Source organism: Streptomyces sp. NPDC050509 (assembly GCF_044457965.1).
Lineage (GTDB): Bacteria > Actinomycetota > Actinomycetes > Streptomycetales > Streptomycetaceae > Streptomyces.
In genome coordinates, this window is the sequence record NZ_JBITHL010000004.1 from 142,564 (window position 1) to 167,806 (window position 25,243).

General features: G+C 72.3%; 20 protein-coding genes. 9 read left to right on the top strand and 11 right to left on the bottom strand.

Going from position 1 to position 25,243, the window contains the following annotated elements:
• The first annotated feature begins 148 nt into the window (after window positions 1-148).
• Window positions 149-2,644, top strand: coding sequence for a PQQ-binding-like beta-propeller repeat protein (locus ACIBJC_RS13165; RefSeq protein ID WP_399291561.1), 2,496 nt, complete (start codon window positions 149-151; stop codon window positions 2,642-2,644).
• A gap of 62 nt (window positions 2,645-2,706) precedes the next feature.
• On the opposite strand, the gene ACIBJC_RS13170 is transcribed toward ACIBJC_RS13165, so the two are convergent.
• Window positions 2,707-3,423, bottom strand: coding sequence for a hypothetical protein (locus ACIBJC_RS13170; RefSeq protein WP_399291563.1), 717 nt, complete (start codon window positions 3,421-3,423; stop codon window positions 2,707-2,709).
• Window positions 3,424-3,614: 191 nt separating this feature from the next.
• Between ACIBJC_RS13170 and ACIBJC_RS13175 the strand changes: the two genes are divergently transcribed.
• A complete protein-coding gene (locus ACIBJC_RS13175) occupies window positions 3,615-4,184 on the top strand; it encodes a hypothetical protein (protein ID WP_399291565.1) in 570 nt (189 codons plus the stop codon).
• Window positions 4,185-4,263: 79 nt separating this feature from the next.
• Here ACIBJC_RS13175 and ACIBJC_RS13180 read toward each other — a convergent pair whose 3' ends face one another.
• From ACIBJC_RS13180 to ACIBJC_RS13195, 4 genes are all read right to left on the bottom strand, one after another.
• Entirely contained in the window at window positions 4,264-4,431 is a 168-nt protein-coding gene (locus ACIBJC_RS13180) for a hypothetical protein (protein ID WP_399291567.1), read from the bottom strand.
• A gap of 146 nt (window positions 4,432-4,577) precedes the next feature.
• Window positions 4,578-4,742 (bottom strand): hypothetical protein, encoded by a 165-nt coding sequence (locus ACIBJC_RS13185; protein ID WP_399291569.1) that lies wholly within the window; start codon window positions 4,740-4,742, stop codon window positions 4,578-4,580.
• A gap of 230 nt (window positions 4,743-4,972) precedes the next feature.
• Window positions 4,973-8,197: an AfsR/SARP family transcriptional regulator gene (locus ACIBJC_RS13190; protein WP_399291571.1), complete on the bottom strand. Its 3,225-nt coding sequence runs from the start codon at window positions 8,195-8,197 to the stop codon at window positions 4,973-4,975.
• Between the two features lie 261 nt (window positions 8,198-8,458).
• Complete coding sequence (locus ACIBJC_RS13195) at window positions 8,459-9,988, bottom strand: CehA/McbA family metallohydrolase (RefSeq protein WP_399291573.1); 1,530 nt, start codon at window positions 9,986-9,988, stop codon at window positions 8,459-8,461.
• Between the two features lie 261 nt (window positions 9,989-10,249).
• Here ACIBJC_RS13195 and ACIBJC_RS13200 point away from each other — a divergent pair, with 261 nt between their 5' ends.
• Window positions 10,250-11,077, top strand: a complete 828-nt coding sequence (locus ACIBJC_RS13200) for an LLM class F420-dependent oxidoreductase (protein WP_399291575.1) — start codon at window positions 10,250-10,252, stop codon at window positions 11,075-11,077.
• A 52-nt stretch (window positions 11,078-11,129) separates the two neighbouring features.
• On the opposite strand, the gene ACIBJC_RS13205 is transcribed toward ACIBJC_RS13200, so the two are convergent.
• Genes ACIBJC_RS13205 through ACIBJC_RS13220 form a run of 4 tightly spaced genes read right to left on the bottom strand, consistent with a single transcriptional unit; the run spans window position 11,130 to window position 12,691 of the window.
• Window positions 11,130-11,405: a DUF397 domain-containing protein gene (locus ACIBJC_RS13205; protein ID WP_399291576.1), complete on the bottom strand. Its 276-nt coding sequence runs from the start codon at window positions 11,403-11,405 to the stop codon at window positions 11,130-11,132.
• On the bottom strand, window positions 11,398-11,589 hold the full coding sequence (locus tag ACIBJC_RS13210) for a DUF397 domain-containing protein (protein WP_399291578.1): 192 nt from the start codon (window positions 11,587-11,589) through the stop codon (window positions 11,398-11,400). The genes ACIBJC_RS13205 and ACIBJC_RS13210 overlap by 8 nt, the downstream gene beginning before the upstream one ends.
• A gap of 42 nt (window positions 11,590-11,631) precedes the next feature.
• Window positions 11,632-11,823 carry a DUF397 domain-containing protein gene (locus ACIBJC_RS13215; protein ID WP_399291579.1) on the bottom strand — a complete coding sequence of 64 codons (192 nt, stop codon included), beginning with the start codon at window positions 11,821-11,823 and terminating at the stop codon, window positions 11,632-11,634.
• A gap of 16 nt (window positions 11,824-11,839) precedes the next feature.
• Window positions 11,840-12,691, bottom strand: a complete 852-nt coding sequence (locus tag ACIBJC_RS13220; protein ID WP_399291581.1) for a DUF5753 domain-containing protein — start codon at window positions 12,689-12,691, stop codon at window positions 11,840-11,842.
• A 218-nt stretch (window positions 12,692-12,909) separates the two neighbouring features.
• Here ACIBJC_RS13220 and ACIBJC_RS13225 point away from each other — a divergent pair, with 218 nt between their 5' ends.
• Window positions 12,910-13,389 (top strand): ATP-binding protein, encoded by a 480-nt coding sequence (locus ACIBJC_RS13225; protein WP_399291583.1) that lies wholly within the window; start codon window positions 12,910-12,912, stop codon window positions 13,387-13,389.
• A 159-nt stretch (window positions 13,390-13,548) separates the two neighbouring features.
• Complete coding sequence (locus ACIBJC_RS13230; protein WP_399291584.1) at window positions 13,549-14,145, top strand: Uma2 family endonuclease; 597 nt, start codon at window positions 13,549-13,551, stop codon at window positions 14,143-14,145.
• Window positions 14,146-14,159: 14 nt separating this feature from the next.
• Here the strand turns inward: ACIBJC_RS13230 and ACIBJC_RS13235 are convergent, their stop codons facing one another.
• On the bottom strand, window positions 14,160-14,699 hold the full coding sequence (locus tag ACIBJC_RS13235; RefSeq protein ID WP_399291586.1) for a GNAT family N-acetyltransferase: 540 nt from the start codon (window positions 14,697-14,699) through the stop codon (window positions 14,160-14,162).
• A 108-nt stretch (window positions 14,700-14,807) separates the two neighbouring features.
• Here ACIBJC_RS13235 and ACIBJC_RS13240 point away from each other — a divergent pair, with 108 nt between their 5' ends.
• The 4 genes from ACIBJC_RS13240 (at window position 14,808) to ACIBJC_RS13255 (ending at window position 23,299) form a co-directional block, all read left to right on the top strand.
• Window positions 14,808-17,405, top strand: a complete 2,598-nt coding sequence (locus tag ACIBJC_RS13240; RefSeq protein ID WP_399291588.1) for a bifunctional FO biosynthesis protein CofGH — start codon at window positions 14,808-14,810, stop codon at window positions 17,403-17,405.
• Between the two features lie 48 nt (window positions 17,406-17,453).
• Window positions 17,454-20,771 (top strand): tetratricopeptide repeat protein, encoded by a 3,318-nt coding sequence (locus ACIBJC_RS13245; RefSeq protein ID WP_399291590.1) that lies wholly within the window; start codon window positions 17,454-17,456, stop codon window positions 20,769-20,771.
• A gap of 81 nt (window positions 20,772-20,852) precedes the next feature.
• Complete coding sequence (locus ACIBJC_RS13250; protein ID WP_399291592.1) at window positions 20,853-22,094, top strand: DUF418 domain-containing protein; 1,242 nt, start codon at window positions 20,853-20,855, stop codon at window positions 22,092-22,094.
• 89 nt (window positions 22,095-22,183) lie between these two features.
• Window positions 22,184-23,299, top strand: a complete 1,116-nt coding sequence (locus ACIBJC_RS13255) for an ADP-ribosylglycohydrolase family protein (RefSeq protein WP_399291594.1) — start codon at window positions 22,184-22,186, stop codon at window positions 23,297-23,299.
• Here ACIBJC_RS13255 and ACIBJC_RS13260 read toward each other — a convergent pair.
• The gene (locus ACIBJC_RS13260; RefSeq protein WP_399291596.1) at window positions 23,259-24,839 is read right to left on the bottom strand and encodes a sodium:solute symporter family protein; all 1,581 of its coding nucleotides are present in this window, start codon (window positions 24,837-24,839) and stop codon (window positions 23,259-23,261) included. The two genes, ACIBJC_RS13255 and ACIBJC_RS13260, sit on opposite strands and share 41 nt — an antisense overlap.
• Window positions 24,840-25,243: the final 404 nt, after the last annotated feature.

A 25,243-nucleotide genomic window follows, 5' to 3' on the forward strand; every position in this document is an offset into this window, starting at 1 on the left:
GTAGGCGGGTATGCGAGGCGCATGTGGTGTCCGGATCGGGACGAGACACCCCGATCCGCCCCCGGGTTCGCAACCGCCGCCTCCGGCAGGAAGAATCGGGGGGCACGGGGCCGTACCTTTGTGGCCCGTACGGGGAGGTGGCAGGCAAGTGGAGCAGCTTACGCAGCACGACCCGAGGCGTATCGGCCCTTTCGAGGTGCTGGGACGGCTCGGGGCCGGCGGCATGGGGCTGGTCTATCTCGCTCGTTCGGCGTCCGGTCGCCGCGTGGCGATCAAGACCGTCCGTACCGAACTGGCCGAGGACCAGCTCTTCCGGGTCCGATTCACGCGTGAGGTGGAGGCCGCCCGCGCCGTCAGCGGCTTCTACACAGCCGCCGTGGTGGACGCGGACCCGCGGGCCGCGGTGCCCTGGCTGGCCACGGCGTACGTGCCCGCGCCCTCGCTAGAGGAAATAGTGAACGAGTGCGGTCCGATGCCGGCCCAGGCGGTGCGCTGGCTGGCCGCCGGGATCGCGGAGGCCCTCCAGTCGATCCACGGGGCCGGCCTCGTCCACCGCGACCTGAAGCCGTCGAACGTGCTGGTGGTCGAGGACGGGCCCCGGGTCATCGACTTCGGGATCGCCTCCGGCGTCTCCAACACCCGGCTGACCATGACGAACGTCGCCGTCGGCACGCCCGCGTACATGTCGCCCGAACAGGCGCGTGACTCGCGCAGCGTGACCGGCGCCAGCGACATCTTCTCCCTCGGGTCCACCCTCGTCTTCGCCGCCACCGGCCACGCCCCCTTCCACGGGGCCAACCCGGTCGAGACGGTCTTCATGCTGCTGCGCGAGGGCCCGGACCTGGAGGGGCTGCCGGACGAGCTGAGACCCCTCATCGAGTCCTGCATGCAGATGGACGCCGGACTGCGGCCCTCGCCCGCCGACCTCCAGTCTCAGCTCGCGCCCCATCTCTTCGCCTCGGGCAGCGACGACAGCGGTACGGCGTCGGCCTGGCTGCCGGACTCCGCCACCGCCATGATCGAGCGCCGCCGCAACGGAGGCCGGGTCGCCGCCGCGGCGCGGGCCGCGGCCCCGGCCGTACCCCCGCAGCCCCTGCACCAGCCGCCGCGGCCCGCGCAGGCGCCCGACTGGGACGCCGCGTGGCGCCCCGACGGCGCCGGCCGGGGCGGCGGCGGACCCGCCGGTGCGCACGCCGGTGGCGCGGGCGGCGCACACGGCGCCGGGCACGGCGGGCGGCCGGCGCCCCGGCCCGTCGCGCAGGGCGCGGCTATGCCCGCCGCCGCGCACCCGGCCAGCCCGGTCCAGCTCCCGGGCGCGCCGGTGCCGATCGGCCCCGGACCGCGCGTCGGGGACGCGCACGCCGTCGCGGACGCCGGTCCCGCCACCGGCTGGATCCGCCCGCCCGCCGGGCTGCTCGGCGCGGAGCCCCCCCACGGCGCCGCGCCGCACCCGCCCGTACCGCCCCTGCCCGCGCCCGCCCAGCCGCCCGAGGGGGCGGCCGACGCGCAGCGCTGGCGGCCCTGGCGGTTCCGGATGTCCAACGACGTCTGGGGGACGCCCGTCGTCGACGGGGACCTGCTCTACGTCACGTCCTTCGAGGTGCACGCGCTGGACGTGGGGAGCGGGCGCCGTCAGTTCAAGACCCGGGACGTCGCCTGGGCGATGGCGGTGTCCGGCGGCCGTATCCACGCCTCGGACGGGCCCACGCTCTACGCGCTCGACAGCACGACCGGCGCGGAGCTCTGGCGCCTCCAGACCACCTCCTGGGTGTACTCCCTCAAGGTCGACCGCGGCACGGTCGTCACCGGCACGCGCGGCGGCGGCGTCCAGGCGTGGGAGGCGTCCAGCGGCGAGCGGCTGTGGGAGATCGCGGGCGCCCAGACTGACTTCGAGACCCCGGAGTCGGGCCCCACGATCCACGACGGCACGGTCTTCGTGTGGAAGGACGCCCGGCTCCAGGCGCTGGACGCGCGCTCGGGCACCGAGCTGTGGTCGTACCCCATCGGCGACGCGGCCTCCTGCGGCGGTGTCCCCGTACGGGTGAGCCCCGCCTCCGACGGATGTCTGTACGTCGCGGCGGGTACGCGCGTGCTCTGCGTCGACCTCGTCACCGGCCATGTCCGCTGGCACTTCGAGGCGCCCGCCGTCTTCCTCTCCCCGCCCGCCTTCGCGCCGGGCCCGGCCGTCACGGGCGGCGGTGTCTACCTCGCCGACTACCTGGGCACGGTGTACGCGCTCGACGCTGCCACCGGCAAGGACCGCTGGCGCATCGCCACGGAGTCCCGCCAGTCGATCGAGCCGGCCCTGGTCGCCGACGGCAACGTCCATGTCGGCAGCGGCAGCGCGCTGTACACCCTGGACGCGGTCACGGGCACGCCCAAGTGGCGCTTCGCGGCGGGCGGCGAGGTCATCGGCGCCCCGGTCGTCGCCGACGGGCGGCTCCACTTCGGCTCGGCCGACCACGCGCTCTACACGCTGGACGCGAGCGGCGGCCAGCTCCGCTGGAAGCTGGCGACGGGCGGCGAGATCACCGGGTCGCCGGTGGCGCGGCGGGGCGTGGTGTACGCGTGCAGCAAGGACCGGTGCGTGTACGCGCTGGACGCGGTCAAGGGGACGGCGACGGGACGCGGTTCACGGCCCTAGCGGTCCGGGGGCTCAGCGGTACGAGGGGCCCAGCGGTCCGGGGGGCCCAGCGGTACGGGGCCTCAGCGGTACGGGTCGTCGGGGCGGGGGGTGCGGCCGGGGTCGGGGGCGCCGTTCTCCTCGTACCACCGGCCCGTGACGGGCAGGGACTGCGTGTCCCCGTCCTGCGTCCGCGGCCAGGGGTCCGGTTCGTACCGCTGGTCCTGGTCGTACCGCTGCGGCTCGTATCCCTGCTGCTGTCCGTACCCCTGCGGCTGCCCGTAGGCCTGCGGCTCGTACTGCCGGGGGTCGTAAGGCTGCGGCTCGTACGGCTGCGGGTCGTACGGCTGGGACGCGGGCGGCTGCTCCCGGTCCAGGCGCCCGGCGCGCCTGCGGCCGGACATGAGGAGCGCGGCCAGCAGCAGCGCCACCCCGCCGCCCGCGGTGTACGCGACGCCGATGCCCAGGCCCGAACCGTCCCCGCTGATGACGAGGGAGCCCGCGGCCTGCCCCTGACGCACCATCCACAGCACGGTGAAGCCGAGGACGATCAGCCCGGCCAGCGCCACCAGCGGACGCGAGCGCGCCACCACCCCGACCAGGGTGACCAGGGCCGCGAAGGCGAAGGGCAGCAGGAGCGAGGTGAAGAGCCCGGCCCCGTTCGGGGTGACCCCGTCGAACAGGTCGGCGACACGGTAGTCGCGTCCGATCCGCCCCTCGTACCAGGCGTGGAGCGGCCCGAAGACAGCGGCGGCCGCCCCGGCGAGAGCGAGGATCGAACCGAAGATGTTGCGGACCATCGCCCGGCCTCCTTGGCTGTGCGGAACCCTGCTCCAGGTGCCGACGCTACGCCGGGTGCCTGGTGTGCGCCATGCGGCGCCTGCGGCTGTCCGTACGCGCTGCTAAGGTGTCGCGCGCACTTGACAGGTTCATGGGCTCCTCGGTGGTACCGGGGAGTGATACGTGTCCAACGGGGGAGTGACTCGACTTGATGCGTCGACGTCTGAGGTTCGCGGCCGTACTGGTCGTGGTGGTGCTGGCTCTGACGGGGTTCTCGTCGGCCAAGTCCGGCAAGGGGGGCAGCGGGAGCAAGGGGAAGTCGAGCAGCAGCGGCGGCAGCAGCGGCGGAGGCTGCTCGAACTCGAAGAAGAGCAACGGGTCGTCGGGGTACGACTCGGGCTCGCGCTACAACGATCAGGACGACTACGGCGACGAGAACGGCTCGTCCGACAGCGGCTACGACGACCCGACGCCGACGACCGCCGCCACGGCGACCACGGGCGGCGTCGAGGCGCGGATCGTCACCTGCGTCCGCAAGGCGAAGGGCAAGCGCAAGGCCGTCACGTACGCGACCGTACGGGTGGAGACCGCGGCGGGGGTGACCGACCGCTACGACATCGACGTGACGTTCACGGACGCCACCGGCCGGGTCATCGACTCCGGTGAGACGGAGATCGACCTGGAGAGCGGCGAGACGACGACGGTCAAGGTGGCGATGGACAGCCCGCGCCAGGTCACCCGCGTGAAGAAGTGCACGGTGAGCACGGCGCTCGACACCTGACCGGCGGCGAGGACACACAACGGAGGAGAGGGCCGAGCGCGATGCTCGGCCCTCTCCGCGTCGGTCGGTGGGTCGCGGCTCAGGTGATGTGGACGTCCTGCGGCTCGACGGTGACATGCCGGTCCTGAGGATGGTCGGTGATGTGGATGTCACCGGCGAGGGCCGGCGACGCCGCCGCCGCGCCCGCGGTGACGATCAGAGCGGCCGTGACCAGGATTCTCTTTGCGAGCGTTATCTCAAGTGTCATGTCGAAATTCTTTCCGGTAGGCACTGCCGCAACCGCCGACGGCGCATCGGTAAGTGGTATCAGGGGTTCCGGCCCCTGACACGCCAAGGCCGCGGCGGCTCCCCCTCCGCGCCGCCGCGGCCGATACCCCCGTCGAAAAGGCTTGATCAGGCAGGCTCGCTGGTGATGTGCGTGTCCTGCGTGGTGATGTCACCGCTGGTGATGTGCGTGTCGAGCGGCTTGGGCGTGGTGTCCGGCTCGCCCGTGATGTGCGTGTCGCCCTGCGGCTTGACGATCTGCTCGGTCTTCTTCTCGCTCTTCTTCTCGCTCATGGCTGAACTCCCTCGTGTAGAGCGATGTGGTGGGGCATGAGGCCCGTCCGGCCGTTCCCCCGAATAGCCGGACGGGCGTCTCAAGGCCGCCCACCCTAGGGGTTCGGCCTCACATCGATCCGTCTGCCCCCCGACGCAACGGATTCGACGTGGACGACAATGCCGTGTTCCGCTAAACGATTGATGAACGTGCAGGCCAGCCCCGTCGTGCGGCGGGGCCGCTGCGGCGGTTACGCGACCGCGGAAGAGGTGATGAGGCTGTGCACCTCTGTCGCCTCGGGGGAACCCAGTTCCTCGAAGATGCCCAGCGCCTCCTGCCAGCAGACCTGGGCGCGCCCCGTCTGCCCTATGCCGTTCAGCGCCCGGCCGAGCGCGGTCAGCACCTGGGCGCGCCGCCACTCGCCGCCGATGCCGCGCAGCACGGTCAGCGCCATCTCCGCGTTGGACGCGGCCGGCGCGGGGCGCCTGCCCGCCAGATCGACCTCGGCGAGCCGGAACAGGGTCATCCCCTCCCAGAGCCGCTGCCTGCTGTCGCGGAAGGTCTCCAGGGCCTCCGAGAGCCGCTGGGCCGCGTCGGAGAGATGGCCGCTCTTGGTGAGGGCCAGGGCCAGCGCGTAGCGGGCGTTCGCGGCGCGCAGGGCGTTGCCCATCCGGTCGTAGATACGGATGCCCTCCTTGGCGAGGGCGACCGCGCTGGCCGTACGTCCCAGGGCGAGATGGGCGCGGGAGAGGTTGCAGAGGGCGGACGCCTCGCCGGGCGCGTTCGCCGCGGCCCGGAAGTCCGCCACCGCGCGCTTCAAGTGGGCCTCCCCGTCCGCGTACCGGTTCTGGTAGACGGCGATGGCGCCGCGGATGTTGCTCACCCAGCAGACGGTCAGCGTGTCGCCCGTGCGCTCCGCCAGCGTCATGGCCTGCCGGGTCTCCTCGTCGGCCTGCTCGAACCGGCCCGTCACCAGGTGCACATTGCTCAGGGCGATCAGCGCCCGGCCCTCGGCCCGATCGTCCCCGAAGGCGCGCGCGGCGTCCCGTACGGCCGTCGCCGTCGCCTCGTACTCCTTGGCGTTGGCCCCGGACTCGCCGAGGTCCAGCGACGCCCAGAGCAGGTCCACGGCCCGGCGCAGCGTGTCCGTACCGGTCGCGTCCGTACCGGAGCCGGTCGCCGTGGACGAGGTCGCCGCGGCGGGCCCGTCGGCGGACTGGCGTACGCACGCCAGCAGGCAGTTGGCCTCCGCGTACAGCCAGTCCTGCGCGTGGTGCCGGTCGGTGAACGACAGCCCCTCGTACGACGTCGGCTCCAGGTGGTCGACGAGCCGGTCGCCGGGGCGCTCCAGCGCGTACACCCGCGCCGAGGTCGTCAGGTAGAAGTCCAGCAGCCGCGAGAGCGCGGACCGCCGCTCCGAGGGGTCCTGCTCGTCGCGCTCGGCGCACGCACGCGCGTAGAGCCGTACGAGATCGTGGTAGCGGTAGCGGCCCGGGGCGGCCGACTCCAGCAGGGACGTGTCGACCAGCGACTCCAGCAGGTCCTCCGCCTCCCGCTGCTCCAGGTCCAGCAGCGCGGCGGCGCCCGCCAGCGAGAGGTCGGGGCCGTCGGCCAGACCGAGCAGCCGGAACGCGCGCGCCTGGGCGTCGTCCAGCGCGCCGTAGCCCAGCTCGAAGGTGGCGGCGACCGCGAGATCGCCCGCCTGCAACTCGTCCAGTCTGCGCCGCTCGTCCGCGAGCTTCGCCGCGAGGACCGAGACCGTCCAGGTACGGCGGGACGCGAGGCGGGACGCCGCGATCCGGATGGCGAGGGGCAGGAAGCCGCAGGCGGCGACCACGTCGAGGGCCGCCTCGCGCTCCGCGGTGACCCGCTCCAGGCCGACGATGCGGGTGAAGAGCTGAAGGGCCTCCTCCGGCGACATCACGTCGAGGTCGACGAGGTGCGCGCCCACCAGGTCCACCAGCCGGGCCCGGCTGGTGATCAGCGCGGCGCACCCCGTCGTACCGGGCAGCAGCGGCCGGATCTGCGCGGCGTCCCGGGCGTTGTCCAGCAGGACGAGGACGCGCCGGCCGTCGAGCGTGGAGCGGTAGAGCGCGGAGCGTTCGTCGAGCGAGTCGGGGATCTCGGTATCCGTAGTGCCGAGGGCCCGCAGGAACGAGCCCAGTACGGCCTCCGGTTCCGCCACGCGCGTCCCGGCGCCCTGGAGGTCCACGTACAACTGGCCGTCGGGGAAGTGCGTGCGCGCCGCGTGCGCGACGTGGACCGCGAGCGTGGTCTTGCCGACGCCGCCGATCCCCGCGAGCGCGGAGACCGCCATGACGGACCCCTCGGCGGTGGCCAGCCGGTTGCCCAGCTCCCGTACGAAGGCGGCGCGGCCCGTGAAGTCCGGTACGGTCGCTGGCAGTTGGGCGGGGCGCGGTACGGAGTGCACCGGCTCGGGCTCCTCCGGCGGGCGCGCCAGGTCCTCGTCCGCCTGGAGGATGCGCCGCTGGAGCTCGGAGAGTTCGGGCCGGGGGTCCACGCCCAGCTCGTCGGCGAGCAGCCGGCGCGTGTCCGCGTACACGGCGAGCGCCTCCGCCTGCCGGCCGCTCCGGTAGAGCGCCACCATCAGCAGCTCGCGCAGCCGTTCGCGCAGCGGGTGTTCGGCGGTCAGGGCGGTCAGCTCGGAGACGGCCTCCGTGTGGGCGCCGACCTCCAGGTCCAGGTCGAGCAGCGCCTCGGTGAGCTGGAGGCGCCACTCCTCCAGCCGGGTGCGCTGTGTCTCGGCGTACGGTCCTGGCACGGAGGCCAGCGCCTCGCCGTCCCACAGGTTCAGCGACTTGCTGATCAGGGAACGCGCCTGGCCGCGGTCGCCGGCGGCGCGCGCCTTGTCCGCGTCGGCGGCCAGCTCCTGCGCCACGTTGAGGTCGAGCGCGTCGGGATCGGTCCGCAGCGCGTAGCCGCCGGACTCGCTGACCAGCACGCCCGGCGTGAGGACCTTGCGCAGGCGGGAGGCGTACGTACGGACGGCGGCGAGGGCCTGCGAGGGCGGTTCGTCGCCCCAGAGCCCGTCGATGAGTTCGGCGGCGGTGGCGGTACGCCCTTCGCGCAGGAGGAGCGAGGCGAGCAGGGCGCGCTGCTGCGGCGAACCGGAGGCCAGCGCTTCGCCGCCACGCCAGGCGCGGACGGGACCGAGCACGCTGAAGCGCAGGTGGCCGGCTTCGTTGGGGGCCCCGGGCACGACGCTGTCGGCCTTGCCGCTGAGCAGCTTGTCGTCGATCACCGTGCCGCTGAGCGCGCGGGCGCCGGCGCCGTTGGCGTGGGTCCTCCCCGTGCCGTTGGCGCCGTTGGCTCCGGTCGTGCCGTTCGCGCCGGTGTGGGTGGTGCCCGTGCCGTTGGCTTCGCTGGTGCGCCTGGTCGCGCTGGTCCTGTCCGTGTCACTCGGCGCGGCCGGAGCCCACTGCTCCGGTACGCGTGGCCCGCCGTCGAGGCCCATAGCTCCCCCTGCCCGCCGCTCACCGGTATCGCCCCGCACAGTCTGCCTTGTCGTGGGCCGTGCGTCAGCAGTGAGTAAGGCTCTGCACAAGCCCTCGACAGGTTCAGGACCGCATGTGGCTCAAGCGTCACGGGTCGATCGAGGGGGCGGAGTGCTCCCACCACCTCCCTCTTCGTCTCTTCTCTCTCCCTTCCCCCTCCGCCTGTTCCCTTCCCCCTCCGCCCAATCGTCCGAAACAGGAGCGTCCCGCGGCCCCGGTGCCTACTCCCCGAGGAACACCGGGTTCGTGAACGCCGCCAGCGCCCCCGGCAGCCCGGCCACCTTCGGGGCGTGCCGCACCTCCGCGCGGACGTAGGCGGCGTACGAGGCGGTCGTACGCCATTCCACCGTGCCAGGGCCCGACTCCGGCAGCACGGAGCTGTACAGCGGACCCTGGTCGGTGACGAAGTACGCGGTGCGGCCCGGGGCGCCGGTCACCTCCAGGCGTACGGTCACCGGCGCGTCCGGGGCGACGCGCAGCCGCTCGCCGATACCGGCGTGGAGCCCCCGGCCGCCCGCCGCGCCGAAGCTCAGCGAGACGGCGGCGGATTCGGCGACATAGCTGTGGCCCGCGCGGATCCCGGCGAGGATCGCCTCGCGGGTCAGGTCGTCGGCGAGGACGACGGTCTGCGGGGTGCCGATCGGGTCGGGGTCGCGGTGGGCGTCGCTGTTGCCCATCGCGGGGGTCCACGTCCGCCCCGTACCGCCCGTACCGCCCGAACGGACCGATGCCACCAGCGAGTTGTCCCACTCGGCGAGGGAGATCTCGTCGTCCGGGGTGTACGCGCCGTTCCACACCTCCACCGCGTCGGCCTCCGCGAAGCCGAACTTCCAGGTGCAGCCGATGCAGGTGCCGTGCGGATGGGCGGGCACGACGAGGCCGCCCGCGCGGGAGATCTCCCGCGCGAACCGCCCGAAGCGGTTGTCGCGGGCACGGTAACGCCAGTCGATGAAGGTGCCGGGGTCCGTACCGAGCGCGAGGACATGGCCGTTGCGGGTGGTGACCTCCTCACCCGTGAGGATCAGCAGGTCGTCGCCCCACAGGCCCTCCCAGGCGCGGTGCCCGGAGTACGTGTTGTGCTCACTGGAGTTGATGAAGTCGAGCCCGGCCGCGCGGGCGAGCGCGGCGATCTCGGCGGGGGTGCGGCGCCCGTCGGAGTGCACGGAGTGGATGTGGCAGTCGCCCCGGTACCAGGCCCGGCCGCGCCCCTTGGCCCGCTGGGGCGGGTGGACGGGGGCCGGGGTGGTGCCGGGGGCGCCGTAGGTGAGGGTGATGGTGATCTCGTACGGCAGCCCCTGCGGCGCCACGGTGTATGGGCCGAGCGCGATGTGCCAGGTGCCCGCGCGGACCGGGCCCGGGATGTAGCCGGGGGTGGCCGCGTCGGCGCGTACGAAGAACTCGGTACGGGCCCCGCCGGACCAGCCCCGGAAGCCCCGGCCGCCCAGCTCCGTACCGCGCTCGTCGAAGAGCCCGATGTCGAGGGCGTTGCCCGGGGTGCCGGCCGGGACGGCGGGGCGCTCGTAGGAGTAGGCGACATGGATCTCGTTGACGCCGCGCGGTACCTCGACGGGGAGATGGACGAAGTCGGGGGCGCCGGGCGGCAGGGTGCCACGGACGGTCCTGGTCCGTCTGCCGTCGGCGCCCGGGGAGCCGGAAGCGGGACTGGCTTGGGCGAAGCTCACGGTACTCAACGTAAGGGCGGTGGCGGCTCCCGTCACCAGGAGACCGCGACGTCCGAGGGGCTGGCTCATACCGGCTGCTCCAGAGGTGAGAGAGGAGGGTCTGAGAGGTGGAGGGTCTGAGAGAGGAGGGTCCCGCCACTCTCGTAGCCCGCGGTGAACCGGGGCGCAAGGCCCGGCGGTCGGCGGATGGCGGGAACGCGGCCGACGGATTGCGCCAGGCGCGCACTTACCCGCAAGTAACACGAGGGGTACGGTGACGCGGACCGATCGACGTACCGGCGACATCGACCTACCGGCGACTTCGACCTACCGACCACGGAGGCACGACGCATGCGGATCGCGACCACGATCTTCCTCACCGACGAGACGATCACGCCCGTACGGCTCGCCCGGGAGCTGGAACAGCGCGGCTTCGCCGGTCTCTATCTGCCCGAGCACACCCACATCCCCGCCGAGCGGTCGACGCCGTACCCGGCAGGCGGTGAACTCCCGCGCGAGTACGGCCGTACGCTCGACCCCTTCGTGGCCCTCGGCCAGGCGGCGGCGGTCACCGAACGGCTCGGCCTCGGCACCGGCATCACGCTGGTCGCGCAGCACGACCCGATCGACCTGGCGAAGCAGATCGCGACGCTGGACCACCTCTCCGGCGGACGCTTCACGCTCGGGGTCGGCTTCGGCTGGAACAAGGAGGAGGCCGCGGACCACGGCGTGGAGTGGTCGACGCGCCGCGCGCTCACCGGCGAGCGCCTGGCGCTGATGCGCGCGCTGTGGGCGGCCGAACCGACCGCGTACAAGGGCGAGTTCGGCTCGGTACGGGCGAGCGTGGCGTTCCCGAAGCCGGTACGGGGCAACCCGCGCACCCTGATCGGCGGCGCGGCGGGCCCGAAGCTCTTCGCGCAGATCGCCGAGAGCGCGGACGGCTGGCTCCCGATCGGCGGCCGGGGCCTGACCGAGGCACTGCCCGCGCTGCGCACGGCCTGGGAGGAGGCGGGCCGCGCCCCGGAGACCCTCCAGGTCGTCCCGTACGCGACGCTGCCCAGCGAGGGAAAGCTGGCGCACTACGCGGAGCTGGGCATCGAGGAGGTCGTCCTCCAACTGCCCCCGGCCGACGAGTCGGAGGTCCTGCGCACGCTGGACGCGTACGCGCCGTACGTCTGACGCGGGGGGCGCGGCGGCGGCGCGGGCGCGGTGCGGCGGGCCGGTCCGGGACTCAGGACGAGCCCGCGCCGCCGCCCCCGTCCTTGCTCCCGACCCCGTCCTCGCCCTCACCCAGCTCGGCGAAGTGGTCGAACTCCCCGGCCAGGACGCCCTTCACGAACGCCTCCCACTTCACCTGGTTGGTGGTGACGATGTTGTCGGGGTCGCTGGTCTCCCGGAGATGAATCAGATCCCCGGCCCCGGCGGCCACCTCGATCCAGGGCCCGGGCCCCTCGTCGCCCTCGGGGGCGGCACGGACCCATTCGAGACCGGTGGGTACATCAGTCATGGCTGTGGGACTCCTTGAGCGAGCGGAGGAAACCGGCCCAGGTGGCCGGGTCGGTCGCCAGTATGGATCGCGCGGGGTCGGCGCTCTCGGTGAGCTGTATGGCCCGGCCGGGCGTCGCGGCGACGCTCAGACAGGCCTCGCCCTGAGCGCAGTACGACGACTTCTGCCAGGTGGACTCCGCCACGGTGCGCCCTTTCACAGGCTTTCAAGGTTTTCGGCGTGCAGTTCACTCATGGCTGTGGGACTCCTTGAGTGAGCGGAGGAAGCCGGCCCAGGTGGTCTGGCCGGTCATGAGTATGGATGGTGCGGGGTCGCCGGTCTCGGTGAGTTGTATCGCGTGGCCGGGCGACGCGGCGACGCTCAGACATGCGTCGCCCTCGCTGCAGTACGACGACTTCTGCCAGTGGTCCGTGGCCATGAGCGGTCCCTTCAGGTCAGAGCTGCTGGGCGATGGAGTGGATGTAGTCGCGGGAAGCCGTCTCCGTCAGCGCCACGGAGTCCAGCCGTTCGAAGAGCAGCCGGTACTGGTTCAACTGGGTCTCGGCGTCGATGAACGCCACCCCGTGGGCCTGGTCGAGCTGCACGGTGTCCAGCGGGGGCACGGGGCCGTATCCGTAGTACGCGGTCTGCCCCGACCCCGGGAAGGACCCGAGCGCGAAGGGAATGACGCGGATCGTCACGTGCGGCATCTCGCCCAGAGTGAGGAGTTGGCGCATCTGGGCTCGTGCCACGTCGGGGCCGCCGAACTGCATGCGCAGAGCGGCCTCGTGGATGATCGCCCGGTACGGAGCGGGGTTCTCCCGGTACAGGACGGCCTGGCGCTTGATCCGGTGCGAGACGCGGTGCTCGACGTCCGGCGGACTGAACGACGGTACGGCCTGGCGGTAGATCTCCCGCGCGTGTTCGACGGTCTGCAACAGGCCGGGAATGTGCGCGGTGTGCACCGTCCGGAATCCGGTGGCGTAGTGCTCGAACTCCGAGAGGTCGAGGAGCCCGGCGGGCAGAACGCCCCGGTACTCCTCCCACCAGCCGCGCGTCCGGTCCTGGGTCATGTCCACCAGAGCGGAGACGAAGGGCTCGTCCCGACAGCCGTAGGCGACGGCCATCGCGCGGACGCGGTCACCGCCGACCCCGAACCGGGCCGTCTCGATGTTGCTGATCTGCCCCGGTCGCGTACCGAGAAGCTCTGCGGCTGCGGTTGACGTCAGCCGTGCTCGCTCACGGAGTCTCCGCAGCTCAACACCCAGGCGCACGCGCCGCGCCGTGGGGTCGGGCTTGGCTGCCATCGTTCAACTCGCCTTCCGGGCCGTACGGGTGAGGTCACTCACACGAGTGAGATGCGGGAGTATTACTTGGAACGCTATCAAGTATTCCTTTTTCGCGGTCTAGTCTCTGGGGCAGGCCACCGCCTGGAAGCACCCCGCTCGACGGAGCGACCTGGTCACCGGGCATCGCACCTCGCATCCCCAAACTGGGGAAATCCCCTCCGCGATCGGAGACTTCCGTGCAAACCGTATCCCCGCACTGGGCCTACACGCTCCAACTCCCGCCCGATCCCCGCGCCCCCGGAATCGCCCGCGGCACCGTCCGTAACGTGGTCAGGGCGCACCGGATGAGCGAACTGACCGACACGGCGGAACTGTTGGCCAGCGAGCTGGTCACCAACGCGTACCGGCACGCGCCGGGCCCGTACGCCCTGCGTATCCGCGCCCTGGAACCGCACCGGCTCCGGGTCGGTGTCTGGGACAGCAACCCCGAGATCCCGCCCCCGTTCAACGGCGACCTCCTCACCCCGCCCGCATCCGCCCCCGCGACGGGAGCCCTGCCGGAGTGCGGGCGCGGGTTATGGCTCGTACAGCTTTACGCCGACGACTGGGGCGCGTACCGCCTCGGCGAGCAGTCCGGGCACCGCGGAAAGCTGCTGTGGGTGGAGTGCGGGCGGAAGGGTGGCGAGGCCGAGTGTCAGTGGCGTGACGTAGCGTGACCAAGTGCGAGGAATCCGGTGAAAGGAGTCGTGATGTCCGAGGCCCAGGATTATGCGTGGCGGTACGGTGGAGACACCGCAGAGCGGGACACGGGTCCTCCCATCGTGTCCGTTCGCGCGGGCGAAGAGCCGGAGCCACAGGGATGGAGGCCACCAGCCATGTCCGTCGTGCCGTTGCTGCGTCCGCGCCCGGGGAATCTGCGCGAGGTCGCCGAGAAGATCGAAGAAGCGACTGGTCTGCGGGTGCAGATCCTGGGAGGAAGCCTCGTGATGTCCCCGACTCCGCGTGGGAAGCACGCGGGCGTCATCAGGCGCCTGCGGGCGCAACTGGATCCTGCCCTGCCGGACGGACTCGCCGTCTATGAGGTCTCTTCCGTGGCCATGCCGGATGACCCCGACGACTACGCGACACCGGACCTGATCGTTCTGCCCGACGCCTGGGACGATGACGACAACTGGCTCGCGGACGCGGCGGACGTAGGGCTCGCGGTCGAGGTCATCTCCCGGTCGGAGAAGGCCCGGGGCATCACGCAGAAGAACGACTGGTACGCCGTCGCCGGAGTCGCGGTGCTGCTCGTCATCGACCCCCGCCACGGTACGTGGGCGTTGCACACCGGCCCCCGGGACGGCGCGTATCAGGACATGGCGCGGGGCAAGTACGGCGAGGAGATCCCGCTGCCCGTGCCGTTCTCTCTGGATCTGGCCACGGACGACCTCCCGCTGTACGGGGTCGGGGCGACGCCCGGCCGTCACTGAGCGGGACGCGCCGGTCAGGCGCGGGGCGGACGGAGCATGAAGACATCGACCAGGTCCTCGGACTCCAGGACGAATCCGTGCCGCTCGTAGAGCCGGCGGGCCGCGCTGCCCTGGAGGACGTTGAGGCGGACGGGCGTGTTCCGCTCGTCGGCACGCCTCAGCACCGTACGCAGGACGGCTGATCCGAGCCCGTGGCCCTGGTGGTGGGGGGCGAGGTAGAAGTGTTCCAGCAGGAGTCCGGCGGGGGTGGGGCGGAGCGTGAGGCAGCCCGCGACCGCTCCCTCGCCGGCGTCGGCGTCGGCGTCGTCGGCTTCGGCGGTGACGATGATCGAGGTGTGCTCCGTGGAGAAGGAGTCGCGCAGCCGCTGCCGCACCCGGTGCTCGTCGTACCGGCCGAGGCGTTCCAGGTCGGCGCGCATGACCGTGGCCCGCAGTTCGGCCACCGGTTCCACGTCCGCAGCCGTGGCGGCCCGTAGCCGCCACGGGGACAGGCGGGGCGGCCGTATCCCCTGTCCGGTCGTTCGTGCCCCTGCTGTTCTCGTCTCCGCGTCCATGACCGAAGTGTCGCAAACCGGTCGCACGCCCCTTCAGGCGCAGGGGGAGACGAAGGCCACCTCTTGCCGCGCAACCAAGATCCACCCCGGCGCTCGTATGCTCGGAGGATGACTACGAGCGCACCGCAGGGCCCCGGGACCGGACAGCCGACCGCCAACGGCATGCGCCGTGCTCTGAAGCGCGCCCGTGACGGTGTCGCGCTCGATGTCGCCGAGGCCACCGTGCTGCTTCAGGCGCGGGGTACGGACCTCACCGATCTGGCCGGGTCCGCCGCGCGGGTGCGGGACGCCGGGCTGGAGGCCGCCGGGCGGGCCGGGGTGATCACGTACTCCCGGAAGGTGTTCATCCCGCTCACCCGGCTGTGCCGCGACAAGTGCCACTACTGCACCTTCGTCACCGTCCCCGGCAAGCTCCGCCGGGCCGGGCACTCCATGTTCCTGTCGCCCGACGAGGTCCTGGCGATCGCCCGCCAAGGTGCCGACATGGGGTGCAAGGAAGCCCTGTTCACCCTCGGCGACCGGCCCGAGGACCGGTGGCCCGAGGCGCGGGAGTGGCTGGAGGCGGAGGGGTATGACGACACCCTCGCCTATGTGCGCGCCATGGCGATCCGTGTCCTGGAGGAGACCGGGCTGCTGCCCCACCTCAACCCCGGGGTGATGTCCTGGACCGACCTCCAGCGGCTCAAGCCCGTCGCGCCGAGCATGGGCATGATGCTGGAGACCACCGCCACCCGCCTGTGGTCCGAGCCCGGCGGCCCGCACCACGGCTCGCCCGACAAGGAGCCCGCCGTCCGGCTGCGGGTCCTGGAGGACGCGGGACGGTCCAACGTGCCGTTCACGACCGGGGTGCTGATCGGCATCGGCGAGTCGTACGAGGAGCGCGCCGACGCCCTCTTCGAGCTGCGCCGGATCCAGCGCGCGTACCACGGCGTCCAGGAAGTCATCGTCCAGAACTTCCGCGCCAAGCCCGACACCGCCATGCGCGGCATGCCCGACGCCGAACTGGAGGAGCTGGCCGCGACCATCGCCGTCGCCCGGCACATCCTGGGCCCGTCCGCCCGGATCCAGGCGCCGCCCAACCTGGTGGACGCCGAATACGCGCTGCTCATCGGCGCGGGCATCGACGACTGGGGCGGGGTCTCGCCGCTCACCCCCGACCATGTCAACCCCGAGCGCCCCTGGCCGCACATCGACGAACTGGCCGCGCGGACCGCCGAGTCCGGCTTCGAGCTGCGCGAACGCCTCACGATCTACCCGGAGTTCATCCAGCGCGGCGAGCCCTGGCTCGATCCCCGCCTGATGCCGCACGTACGGGCGCTCGCCGACCCGGAGACCGGGCTCGCACGCGAGGGCGTCACCCCGTCGGGACTGCCCTGGCAGGAGCCGGACGAGGGGTTCACCGCCACCGGCCGCACCGATCTGCACCGCACCATCGACACCGAGGGCCGCACCGCCGACCGGCGCGACGACTTCGACGAGGTGTACGGGGACTGGGAGGCGCTGCGCGAGGCCGCGGCCCCCGGCATGGTGCCCTCCCGTATCGACACCGACGTACGGTCCGCCCTCGCCCAGGCCGCCGACGACCCGACGAAGCTCAGCGACGACCAGGCCCTCGCCCTGCTCCACGCCGACGGGCCCGCGCTGGACGCGCTCACCCGGATCGCGGACGAGCTGCGCCGCGACACCGTCGGCGACGACGTCACGTACATCGTCACGCGCAACATCAACTTCACCAACGTCTGCTACACGGGCTGCCGCTTCTGCGCCTTCGCCCAGCGCCGTACGGACGCCGACGCGTACACCCTCTCCCTCGACCAGGTCGCGGACCGCGCGGAACAGGCGTGGGAGGTCGGCGCCACCGAGGTGTGCATGCAGGGCGGCATCCACCCCGACCTGCCCGGCACGGCCTACTTCGACATCGCGCGCGCGGTGAAGGAGCGCGTCCCCGGTATGCACGTCCACGCCTTCTCGCCGATGGAGGTCGTCAACGGCGCCTCGCGCACGGGCCTTTCGATCCGCGAATGGCTGACGGCCGCCAAGGAGGCCGGACTCGACTCGATCCCCGGCACGGCGGCCGAGATCCTGGACGACGAGGTCCGCTGGGTCCTCACCAAGGGCAAACTGCCGACGGCGACCTGGATCGAGGTCGTCACCACCGCCCACGAACTGGGCATCCGCTCCAGCTCCACGATGATGTACGGCCATGTCGACCAGCCCCGCCACTGGCTGGGCCACTTCCGTACCCTCGCCCGCATCCAGCAGGAGACCGGCGGCTTCACGGAGTTCGTGACGCTCCCCTTCATCCACACCAACGCCCCCGTCTACCTGGCCGGCATCGCCCGTCCGGGCCCCACCGACCGGGACAACCGCGCGGTGATGGCGATGGCCCGGCTCCTCCTGCACCCGCACATCCCCAACATCCAGACCAGTTGGGTGAAGCTCGGCACGGAGGGCGCGGCGGAGATGCTGCGCTCCGGCGCCAACGACCTGGGCGGCACCCTGATGGAGGAGACCATCTCCCGGATGGCGGGCTCCAGTTACGGTTCCTACCGCTCGGTCAAGGACCTGGTCGCCATCGCGGACGCGGCAGGCCGCCCGGCGAAGCCGCGCACGACGCTGTACGGAGAGGTCCCCGAGGAGCGGGTCAGGGCGGCGGCGGCATCGGACGGACACCTGCCGGAGCTGCTGCCCCTGCTGGCAGACTGAGCGGCGGACCGAGCGGGCGGGAACGGGCGAACACGGGGGAGTACGCGGGTGGCGCAGGCGGACCAGGTGCCGATGGCCGAACTCATCGCGCGCCGCAGCAGATTCGTCGGCCGGGGCGCCGAACTCGGCGCCTACCGCGAGAACTTCGGCCACCCGCCCGAGGACGAGCGGCACCGCTACCTGTTCCACGTCCACGGCAACGCGGGCGTCGGGAAGACCTCCCTCGTACGGGAGTTGGAGCGGGCCGCCCGGGAGTGCGGCGCGCTGACGGCGTACGTGGACGAGTCCGTCAGCAGCGTCCCGGAGGCGCTGGCCGCGATCGCCGAACAGCTCGGCCGGCAGGGGCACCCGCTCAAGCAGCTCGACCGGCAGCTCGCCACCTACCGGCAGCGGCGGCACGAAGCCGAGTCGGCCGCAGGGGCGACGGCCGGGGGGACAGCCGGGGAGCCCCCCGCCGCGTCCGCCGGGTCCACCGCCGCCGTCACGGCGGGCATGATCGGGCTCCGGATGGTCCCGGTCGTCGGACCGTTCGCGGACGTCGTCGACCCCCAGCACCTCGCGGCGGGCGCCGACCGGCTCCGCGCCACCCTGAGCGCCCGCTTCCGCGACCAGGAGGACGTCCAGCTCGTCCTGAGGCCGGACCAGGTCCTCACCCCCGTCCTGATCACCGAACTCACCGGGATCCCCCGTGACATCCCCTGGATCGCGCTCTTCTTCGACACGTACGAACGCACCGCGCCCTTCCTGGACACCTGGCTGCGCGACCTGATCAAGGCAGGCCGGTACGGGGACTTCCCCGGCCGGGTCGTGGTGACGCTCGCGGGCCAGCGCCCCCTCGACACCGCCTGCTGGGGCGGGTACGGGGACTTCGCGACCAGCCTGCCGCTGGCGCCCTTCACGGAGGGGGAGGCGCGCACACTCCTCGCGGCGAAGCGGGTCACGGACGAGTCCGTCGTGGAGGAGGTGCTCCGGCTCTCCGGCGGCCTGCCCGTCCTCGTCTCCACCCTCGCGGAGAACCAGCCCACCGACCCCGACGACGTGGGCGACCCCAGCGCCACCGCCGTCGAACGCTTCCTCAAGTGGGAACAGGACCCCGTACGGCGTGCGGCGGCCCTCGCCTGCGCCCTGCCCCGCCGGCTGGACGAGGACGTCTTCCGCGCGGTCGTGCCCGAGGACGCGGCGGGGCTGTACGACTGGCTGCGGACGCTGCCCTTCGCCACGCGCAAGGACGGCGGGGTCGCGTACCACGGCGTGGTGCGCGCCCCCATGCTGCGCCTCCAGCGCACCCGCTCCCCACGCGGCTGGCGCGAACGGCACACCGCGCTCGCCGCGTGCTTCGCCGACTGGCGCGCGGAGACGGAGACGGACCTGCCCGCTGACGAGGCGTGGGAGAACGCCGAATGGCGCGCGCTGCGCTTCGAGGAGACCTACCACCGCCTGTGTGCGGGTCCGCGCGGCGCGCTCCCCGGGGCGCTGCGGGACGTGGTCGACGGCTGCTGGCAGAGCTCGGCGGCGGCCCGGCGTGCGGCACAGGTGCTGGCGGAGGCGGGCGAGGACACCGGCGACGCGACGGCCCGGGAGTGGGGGCAGCGGCTGGTGGCCGTGCTCGACGACGAGGAGCAAGGCGTACGGAAGGCCCTGGGCCTGTTGCTCGACCGGGCGGGCCTGGACATGCGGGGCCGGGCGGCGGCGCACCGAGTGCGGGGCCGGGAACTGCGCGAGGCGGGTGCGTACGCAGAGGCGTTGGCCGAGTACGACCGGTCGCTCGCCCTCGACCCGGACGAGCCCCGGGCGTACTTCGGCCGTGGGTTCACCCATCAGGCGGGCGACGACCACGACGCCGCCCTGGCTGATCTGCGCCGGGCCGACGAACTGGCCCCGGACACGGCGTGGATCCTGGAGGAGTACGGGGAGACACTACGGCTCGCGGGCCGGGGCGAGGAGTCCCTCGATCTGCTGGACCGTGCCCTTGCACTCGACCCGGTCAACTCCTACGCACTGGCCTGCCGGGGCGCCGCCCACCACGGGCTGGGGAGGCATGCGGCCGCTCTGGCCGACTTCGGACGTGCCCTGGAACTGGATGTCCACTATCTGTGGGCGCTGGTCCGCAGATCCCGGGTGTTGCGCGACATGGGGGAACTCGCCCCGTCCTTCGCGGATCTGGACCGTGCGGTCGAACTGGCGCCGGACAACGCCTGGATCGCCTCCGAGCGCGCTGAGGCGTACCGGGTCGCCGAGCGGAACGAGGACGCGGAACGGGAGCTGACCCGTGTCCTGACGATCGACGCCGATCACGCCTCGGCCTGGGCGGGCCGGGGGGCCGTGCGCCATCTGCTGGGGCGGCACACCGAGGCGCGCGCCGATCTGGACCGGGCGATCGAACTGCACCCCGAGTACGCCTGGGCCTTGGCGCACCGGGCCCAGTTGCGCTCCGAACTGGACGATACGGCAGGCGCTTTGGCCGATCTGGACCGTGCGATCGACGCGGATCCGGGCACCACTTGGATCCGGCGGGTGCGAGCACAAGCCCGGTGGGTCGCCGGACTTTACGAGGAGGTGGTTGCGGATCTCACCGAGGTGCTGAACCAATGGCCTGGCGACGACTGGGCGCTTTGCCTGCGGGGTAGGGCCCACCACGCCTGTGGGCGCTACGGCCAGGCCCTCGCCGACCTGGACCGTGCTCTGGAGATCGACGCGAACGACGCGTGGCCGTACTTCCTCCGGGCCACGACCGCACTGGCTGTGGGCCGTCCCGAGCAGGCCCGCGCCGACTTCCGGCGGAGTGTCGCGCTGAACCCGGACACAGACCACGCGGACATCCCCCGGCGCGGAGCGGCGACCGTGAGCCTGCTTCTCGGCCGCCCCGGGGAGGCTCTTCAATGGCTGGACGAGCTGACCACTGACGATAACGGCGCCCTGTTCGATCGCTGCGAGGCGCTGCGCCGTGCCGGACGGTGGGCCGAGGCGCTGGCGGTGGCTGAGCGGTACAGCGCCGAGAATCCGGTGTCCGGCACGCTCCAGCGGGCCATGGCGGTGACCGTGGCCGAGGGTGCGGGTGCCGGGGTCCCGCTGTGGCGGGAGCTGGAGCGGCTGCTGGCGGAGGCCGAGGACCTCGCGGTCGAGATGCCCCCGTACACAGCCGTGTTGAGTGGGGCCGTGCGCGGGGACTGGGAAGTGCTGGACGCCGCTCTCGTCGCCCTGTTCGCCACGGAGCCCGAGTGGGACGACCTCGCGCAACTGGCCTCCGACCTTGGAGAGCTGCTCGACGCCCCCGGTATCGACACCGCCGCCCTGAGCCCCCGCCTAGCCCGCGTGGCCGCCGCCCGCGACGCCTTCGCCGCCCGCTGGGCTGAGGCCGGAGCCTGATACGCGGCCGACCGAAGAAACCCGCCCGCGCTACTTTGGTCGGATGCGGCGGCCCGCCCCCGCTCCGTACCGTCGTACGGTATGACAGCACCCTCTCCGACCGAGCCCGCCCTCCCGGGCGCACCAGGACTCGGCAAGGCCCCGACCGCGCGCCTCGCGGATGTCGACGCGCTGCGTGGCTTCGCCCTCTTCGGCATCCTGATGGTCAACGTCCCGTTCTTCGCGAGTGGTTACACCCTTCTGGACATGCCCGACCCGGCCAGGACCGCCTGGCACGACCATCTCGCCTCGGGCGTGGTCCAGTTCCTCTTCGAGTCGAAGTTCTATCTCCTCTTCTCCTTCCTCTTCGGCTACAGCTTCACCCTCCAGCTCAACTCCGCCGCCGCGCGCGGGCTTTCCTTCCGGCCCCGCTTCCTGCGGCGGATCGGCGGGCTGTTCCTGATCGGCGTCGCCAACGCGTTGCTGCTCTTCTACGGCGACATCCTCGTCACGTACGCCCTGCTCGGCCTGGTGCTCTTCCTCGTACGCGGCATCTCACCGCGCCGCGCGCTGTGGGTGGCCGGGATCATCACCGGGGTGATCGTGCTCATCTTCCTGGCGGTGGCCGTCCTCGTGGCCGTCATCGACGGCGCCTCCGCCGCCCCCACCGCCGCCGAGCGGGCCACCATGCTCGCCGACGGGCGGACCGCCACCGAGGCGATGCGCGGCGGGCTCGGGTCCGTCGTCGGGGAACGGCTGGACTCGTTGACGACCGCGCTTCCGCTGATCCTCTTCTTCCAGGGGCCGCTGGCCTTCTCCGCCTTCCTGGTCGGGCTGGCCGCCGGCAAGCGCCGCGCGCTCGACCACACCGCCGCCCCCGACCCCGCCGCGTACCGGCGGAAGCTGCGGCTCATCCAGCTCGTCGGCTTCCCGGTCGGCCTGGCGGGTTCGCTCGCCTACACCGTCGCCGGGCCCGACAACCTCTTCGCGCCCGCCGCGCACCTCGTCACCGCGCCCTTCCTCACGGCCGCGTACGTCGCCACGCTGCTGAGCGTCTTCCGTACCGCGCGCGGCGCGCGGCTGGCCGAGGTGCTGGCGCGGCCGGGGCGGATGGCGCTCACCAACTACCTGAGCCAGTCGCTGCTCTGCGGGCTGGTCTTCACCGGGGTGGGGCTCGGTCTCATCGGGCGGGTGCCCTACGCCGCCGTGTTCGCCGTCGCGGTCGGGATCTTCGCCGTACAAGTGGTGTGGAGCGCCTGGTGGATGCGGCGGTTCCGGATCGGACCGGTGGAGTGGCTGCTGCGCGCCGCCACGCATCTGGAGCGGCCTGCCCTGCGCGCCTGAGTGCGCCCTCAACCCGCTGTTCCCGTTCGATTACAGTGCTGCGCAGTCGCGCGGAGGCACATCGGGGGCCCGGCAGGGGAGGGGGACGTGTGAGCACACTGTCCGGAGCCATCTGGGGTCGTGCCGAGCAGCAGGACTTCCGCAGCCGGGTACGGGGCGCCCTGCTCGGCGGTGCCATCGGGGACGCGCTCGGTGCCGGGGTCGCCACGCTCACGCTCGACGAGATCAGGGCGGCCCACGGCGGTGACGGGGTCGTCGACCTCGTCCCCGCGTACGGCCGGCGCGGCGCCGTCACCGCGTCCACCCAGCTCACCCTGTTCACCGTCGACGGGCTGATCCGCGCCCAGGTGCGCCGGGACACCGGGGCCTGGCATCCGCCCACCGACGTGCACCGTTCGCATCTGCGGTGGGCGGCGACCCAGCGCGACTGGGGGCCCGACCTGCGGCGCAAGGACAACGGGTGGCTCGCCCAGGAGGAGTGGCTGTACGTACGCCGCGACCCGACGATCTCCTGCCTCACCGGCTTCGGCGACCAGGTCATGGGCACCCTGGACCGGCCCAAGAACCCCATCGCGCGGGACGCGGGCGCCCTCGTACGGTCCGCGCCGTTCGGGCTGCTCGTCGGGTGGGAGCCGCAGCTCGTCTGCCAGCTCGCGCTGGAGTGCGCCGTCCAGACGCACGGCTGCCCTGGGGCGTTCATCTCGGCGGGCGCCTTCGCCGTGATCGTCCACGAGGTGGCGCGCGGCGGGACGCTGGAGGCGGGCGTGGAGCGGGCCTGCGTGCTGATCGCCCCGCGCACCGGCCACGAGCCCGTCACGGTGGCCCTGCGGCAGGCGCTCGAACTCGTACGGCAGGGCGTGCCGGGCCCGGACCAGATCGCCGCGCTCGGCGACGGGCGCACCGCCGAGTCGGCGCTCGCCGTCGCCGTCTACTGCGCGCTCGTCGCCGAGGACGTACGCCACGGGCTGCGCCTCGCCGTCAACCACGAAGGACCCTCCGCCGCGACCGGCACGCTCTGCGGGGCGCTGCTGGGGGCCCTGCACGGCGAGACGGCCCTGCCGCCCGCCTGGCTGGCGGAGCTGGAGGGCCGGCCCACCCTGCTGGAGATCGCGGACGACTTCGCGATGGAGATGACCCAGGGGCCGGCGCTGCACAGCGCCGCCGTCACGGAGTCGGGGTGGCTGTCCCGCTACCCGCGCGGCTGATCCCGCCGTCCTTCCCGTTCGCGTCGCCCGCGCCGTCGGTCGGCTCGTGGCCGTCCCCGTCGATCCGCCCCAGCAGCGCGTCCCGCTCCGGGGTGTCCTCCGGCTTCAGGAAGCCGATCACCACGTACAGCACCAGCGAGACCGCGAGCGGTACGGAGACCTGGTACTGGAGCGGTACGCCGCCGTCCACGGCCCAGTTGATCGGGTAGTTGACCAGCCAGAACGCCAGCAGCCCCATCGCCCAGCTCACCAGCGCCGCCGTCGGGCCCGACCTGCGGAACGGCTTGAGCAGCCCCAGCATGAACGGGATCGCGATCGGCCCCATCAGCCCGGCCACCCACTTGATGACGACGGTGATGATGTCCTTGAACGTCGGCGAGTTGACCTGGGTGGCGATCGCCATCGACAGCGCGAGGAACGAGATCGTCGACAGCCGCGCCGCCAGCAGCCCCGCCCGGTCCGACCAACTGCGCGCCGCGCGGGAGAGCACCGGCGCGATGTCCCGGGTGAAGACCGCCGCGATGGCGTTGGCGTCCGAGGAGCACATCGCCATGGTGTGCGAGAAGAAACCGACGATGACCAGGCCCAGCAGACCGTGCGGCAGGAGCTGTTCGGTCATCAGGGCGTACGAGTCGGAGGCGTCCGGCTTCTGCGCCTCCACCAGCAGCGGCGCGCACCACATGGGGAAGAACAGCACCAGCGGCCACACCAGCCACAGGGCGGCGGAGAGCCGCGCCGAACGCGTTGCCTCCCGGGCGCTGGCCGTGGCCATGTAGCGCTGCGCTTGGTTCCACATGCCGCCGTTGTACTCGAAGGTCTTGATGAAGAGGAACGCCAGCAGGAACGTCACGGTGTACGGCCCGGCCGTCGGCTCGGCGTGGCCCTCGGGGAGCTTGTCCCAGACCGTCCACAGCGCGCTGAAGCCGCCGAGCTTGCCCATGACCGCGACGAGCATCGCGATGCCGGCGAAGAGCTGGATGACGAACTGGCCCAGCTCGGTGAGCGCGTCGGCCCACAGCCCGCCGACGGTGCAGTAGATGCCGGTGATGACACCGGTGATCAGGATGCCCTGGTTGAGGGAGATCCCGGTGAACACGGAGAGCAGGGTGGCGATGGCGGCCCACTTGGCGCCCACGTCCACGATCTTCAGCAGCAGCCCCGACCAGGCGAGCGCCTGCTGCGTTCTCAGGTCGTACCGGTTCTTGAGGTATTCGAGCGGGGAGGCGACCCGGAGCCGGGAGCGCAGCCGGTTGAGCCGGGGCGCGAAGATCTGCGCGCCGATCCCGATCCCGATGGCGATGGGGAGGGACCAGGTCACGAACGAGGTGACGCCGTAGAGATAGGCGATGCCCGCGTACCCGGTGAACATCACGGCGCTGTACCCGGACATGTGGTGCGAGATGCCCGACAGCCACCAGGGCATCTTGCCGCCCGCGGTGAAGAAGTCGCTGACATTGTCCACGCGCTTGTGCGACCAGAGCCCGATCGCGATCATGACTCCGAAATACGCGATGAGCACGATCCAGTCGAGGCTGTTCATGTCACCCCTCCAGGGGTCCGCCTGTTGAACGTCGGAGCACTTCGTCAGAGGGTGCGTTCCGGTCGGCGGTAACCCCGTGCGGGAGCGGGGACTTGGGGATTGAACCGCCTGGCGCGGCGGCGGGTCAAGGGTGCGTCGGTCAAGGACATGAACGCAGATCAGGAAGTAGAACGGTTTTGCCTGTTCTTGACCTTCCGTGGCGTTGTCGTGACCGTGATCGCGCACACACGATGAGCGAGCACTTCGTCAGCGGGCTCCGGCGCCTTCCGCCGGGCTCCGGTCGTACCGAACAGAGACGGTCGTACGGGCCCGAAACGGTCGTACGGAACGGAACGGCCGCGCGGGATGCGGGTCCCGCGCGGCCGGGCATGGCCGAGCCCCCTCGGCCAGGACGGCGGACCGGT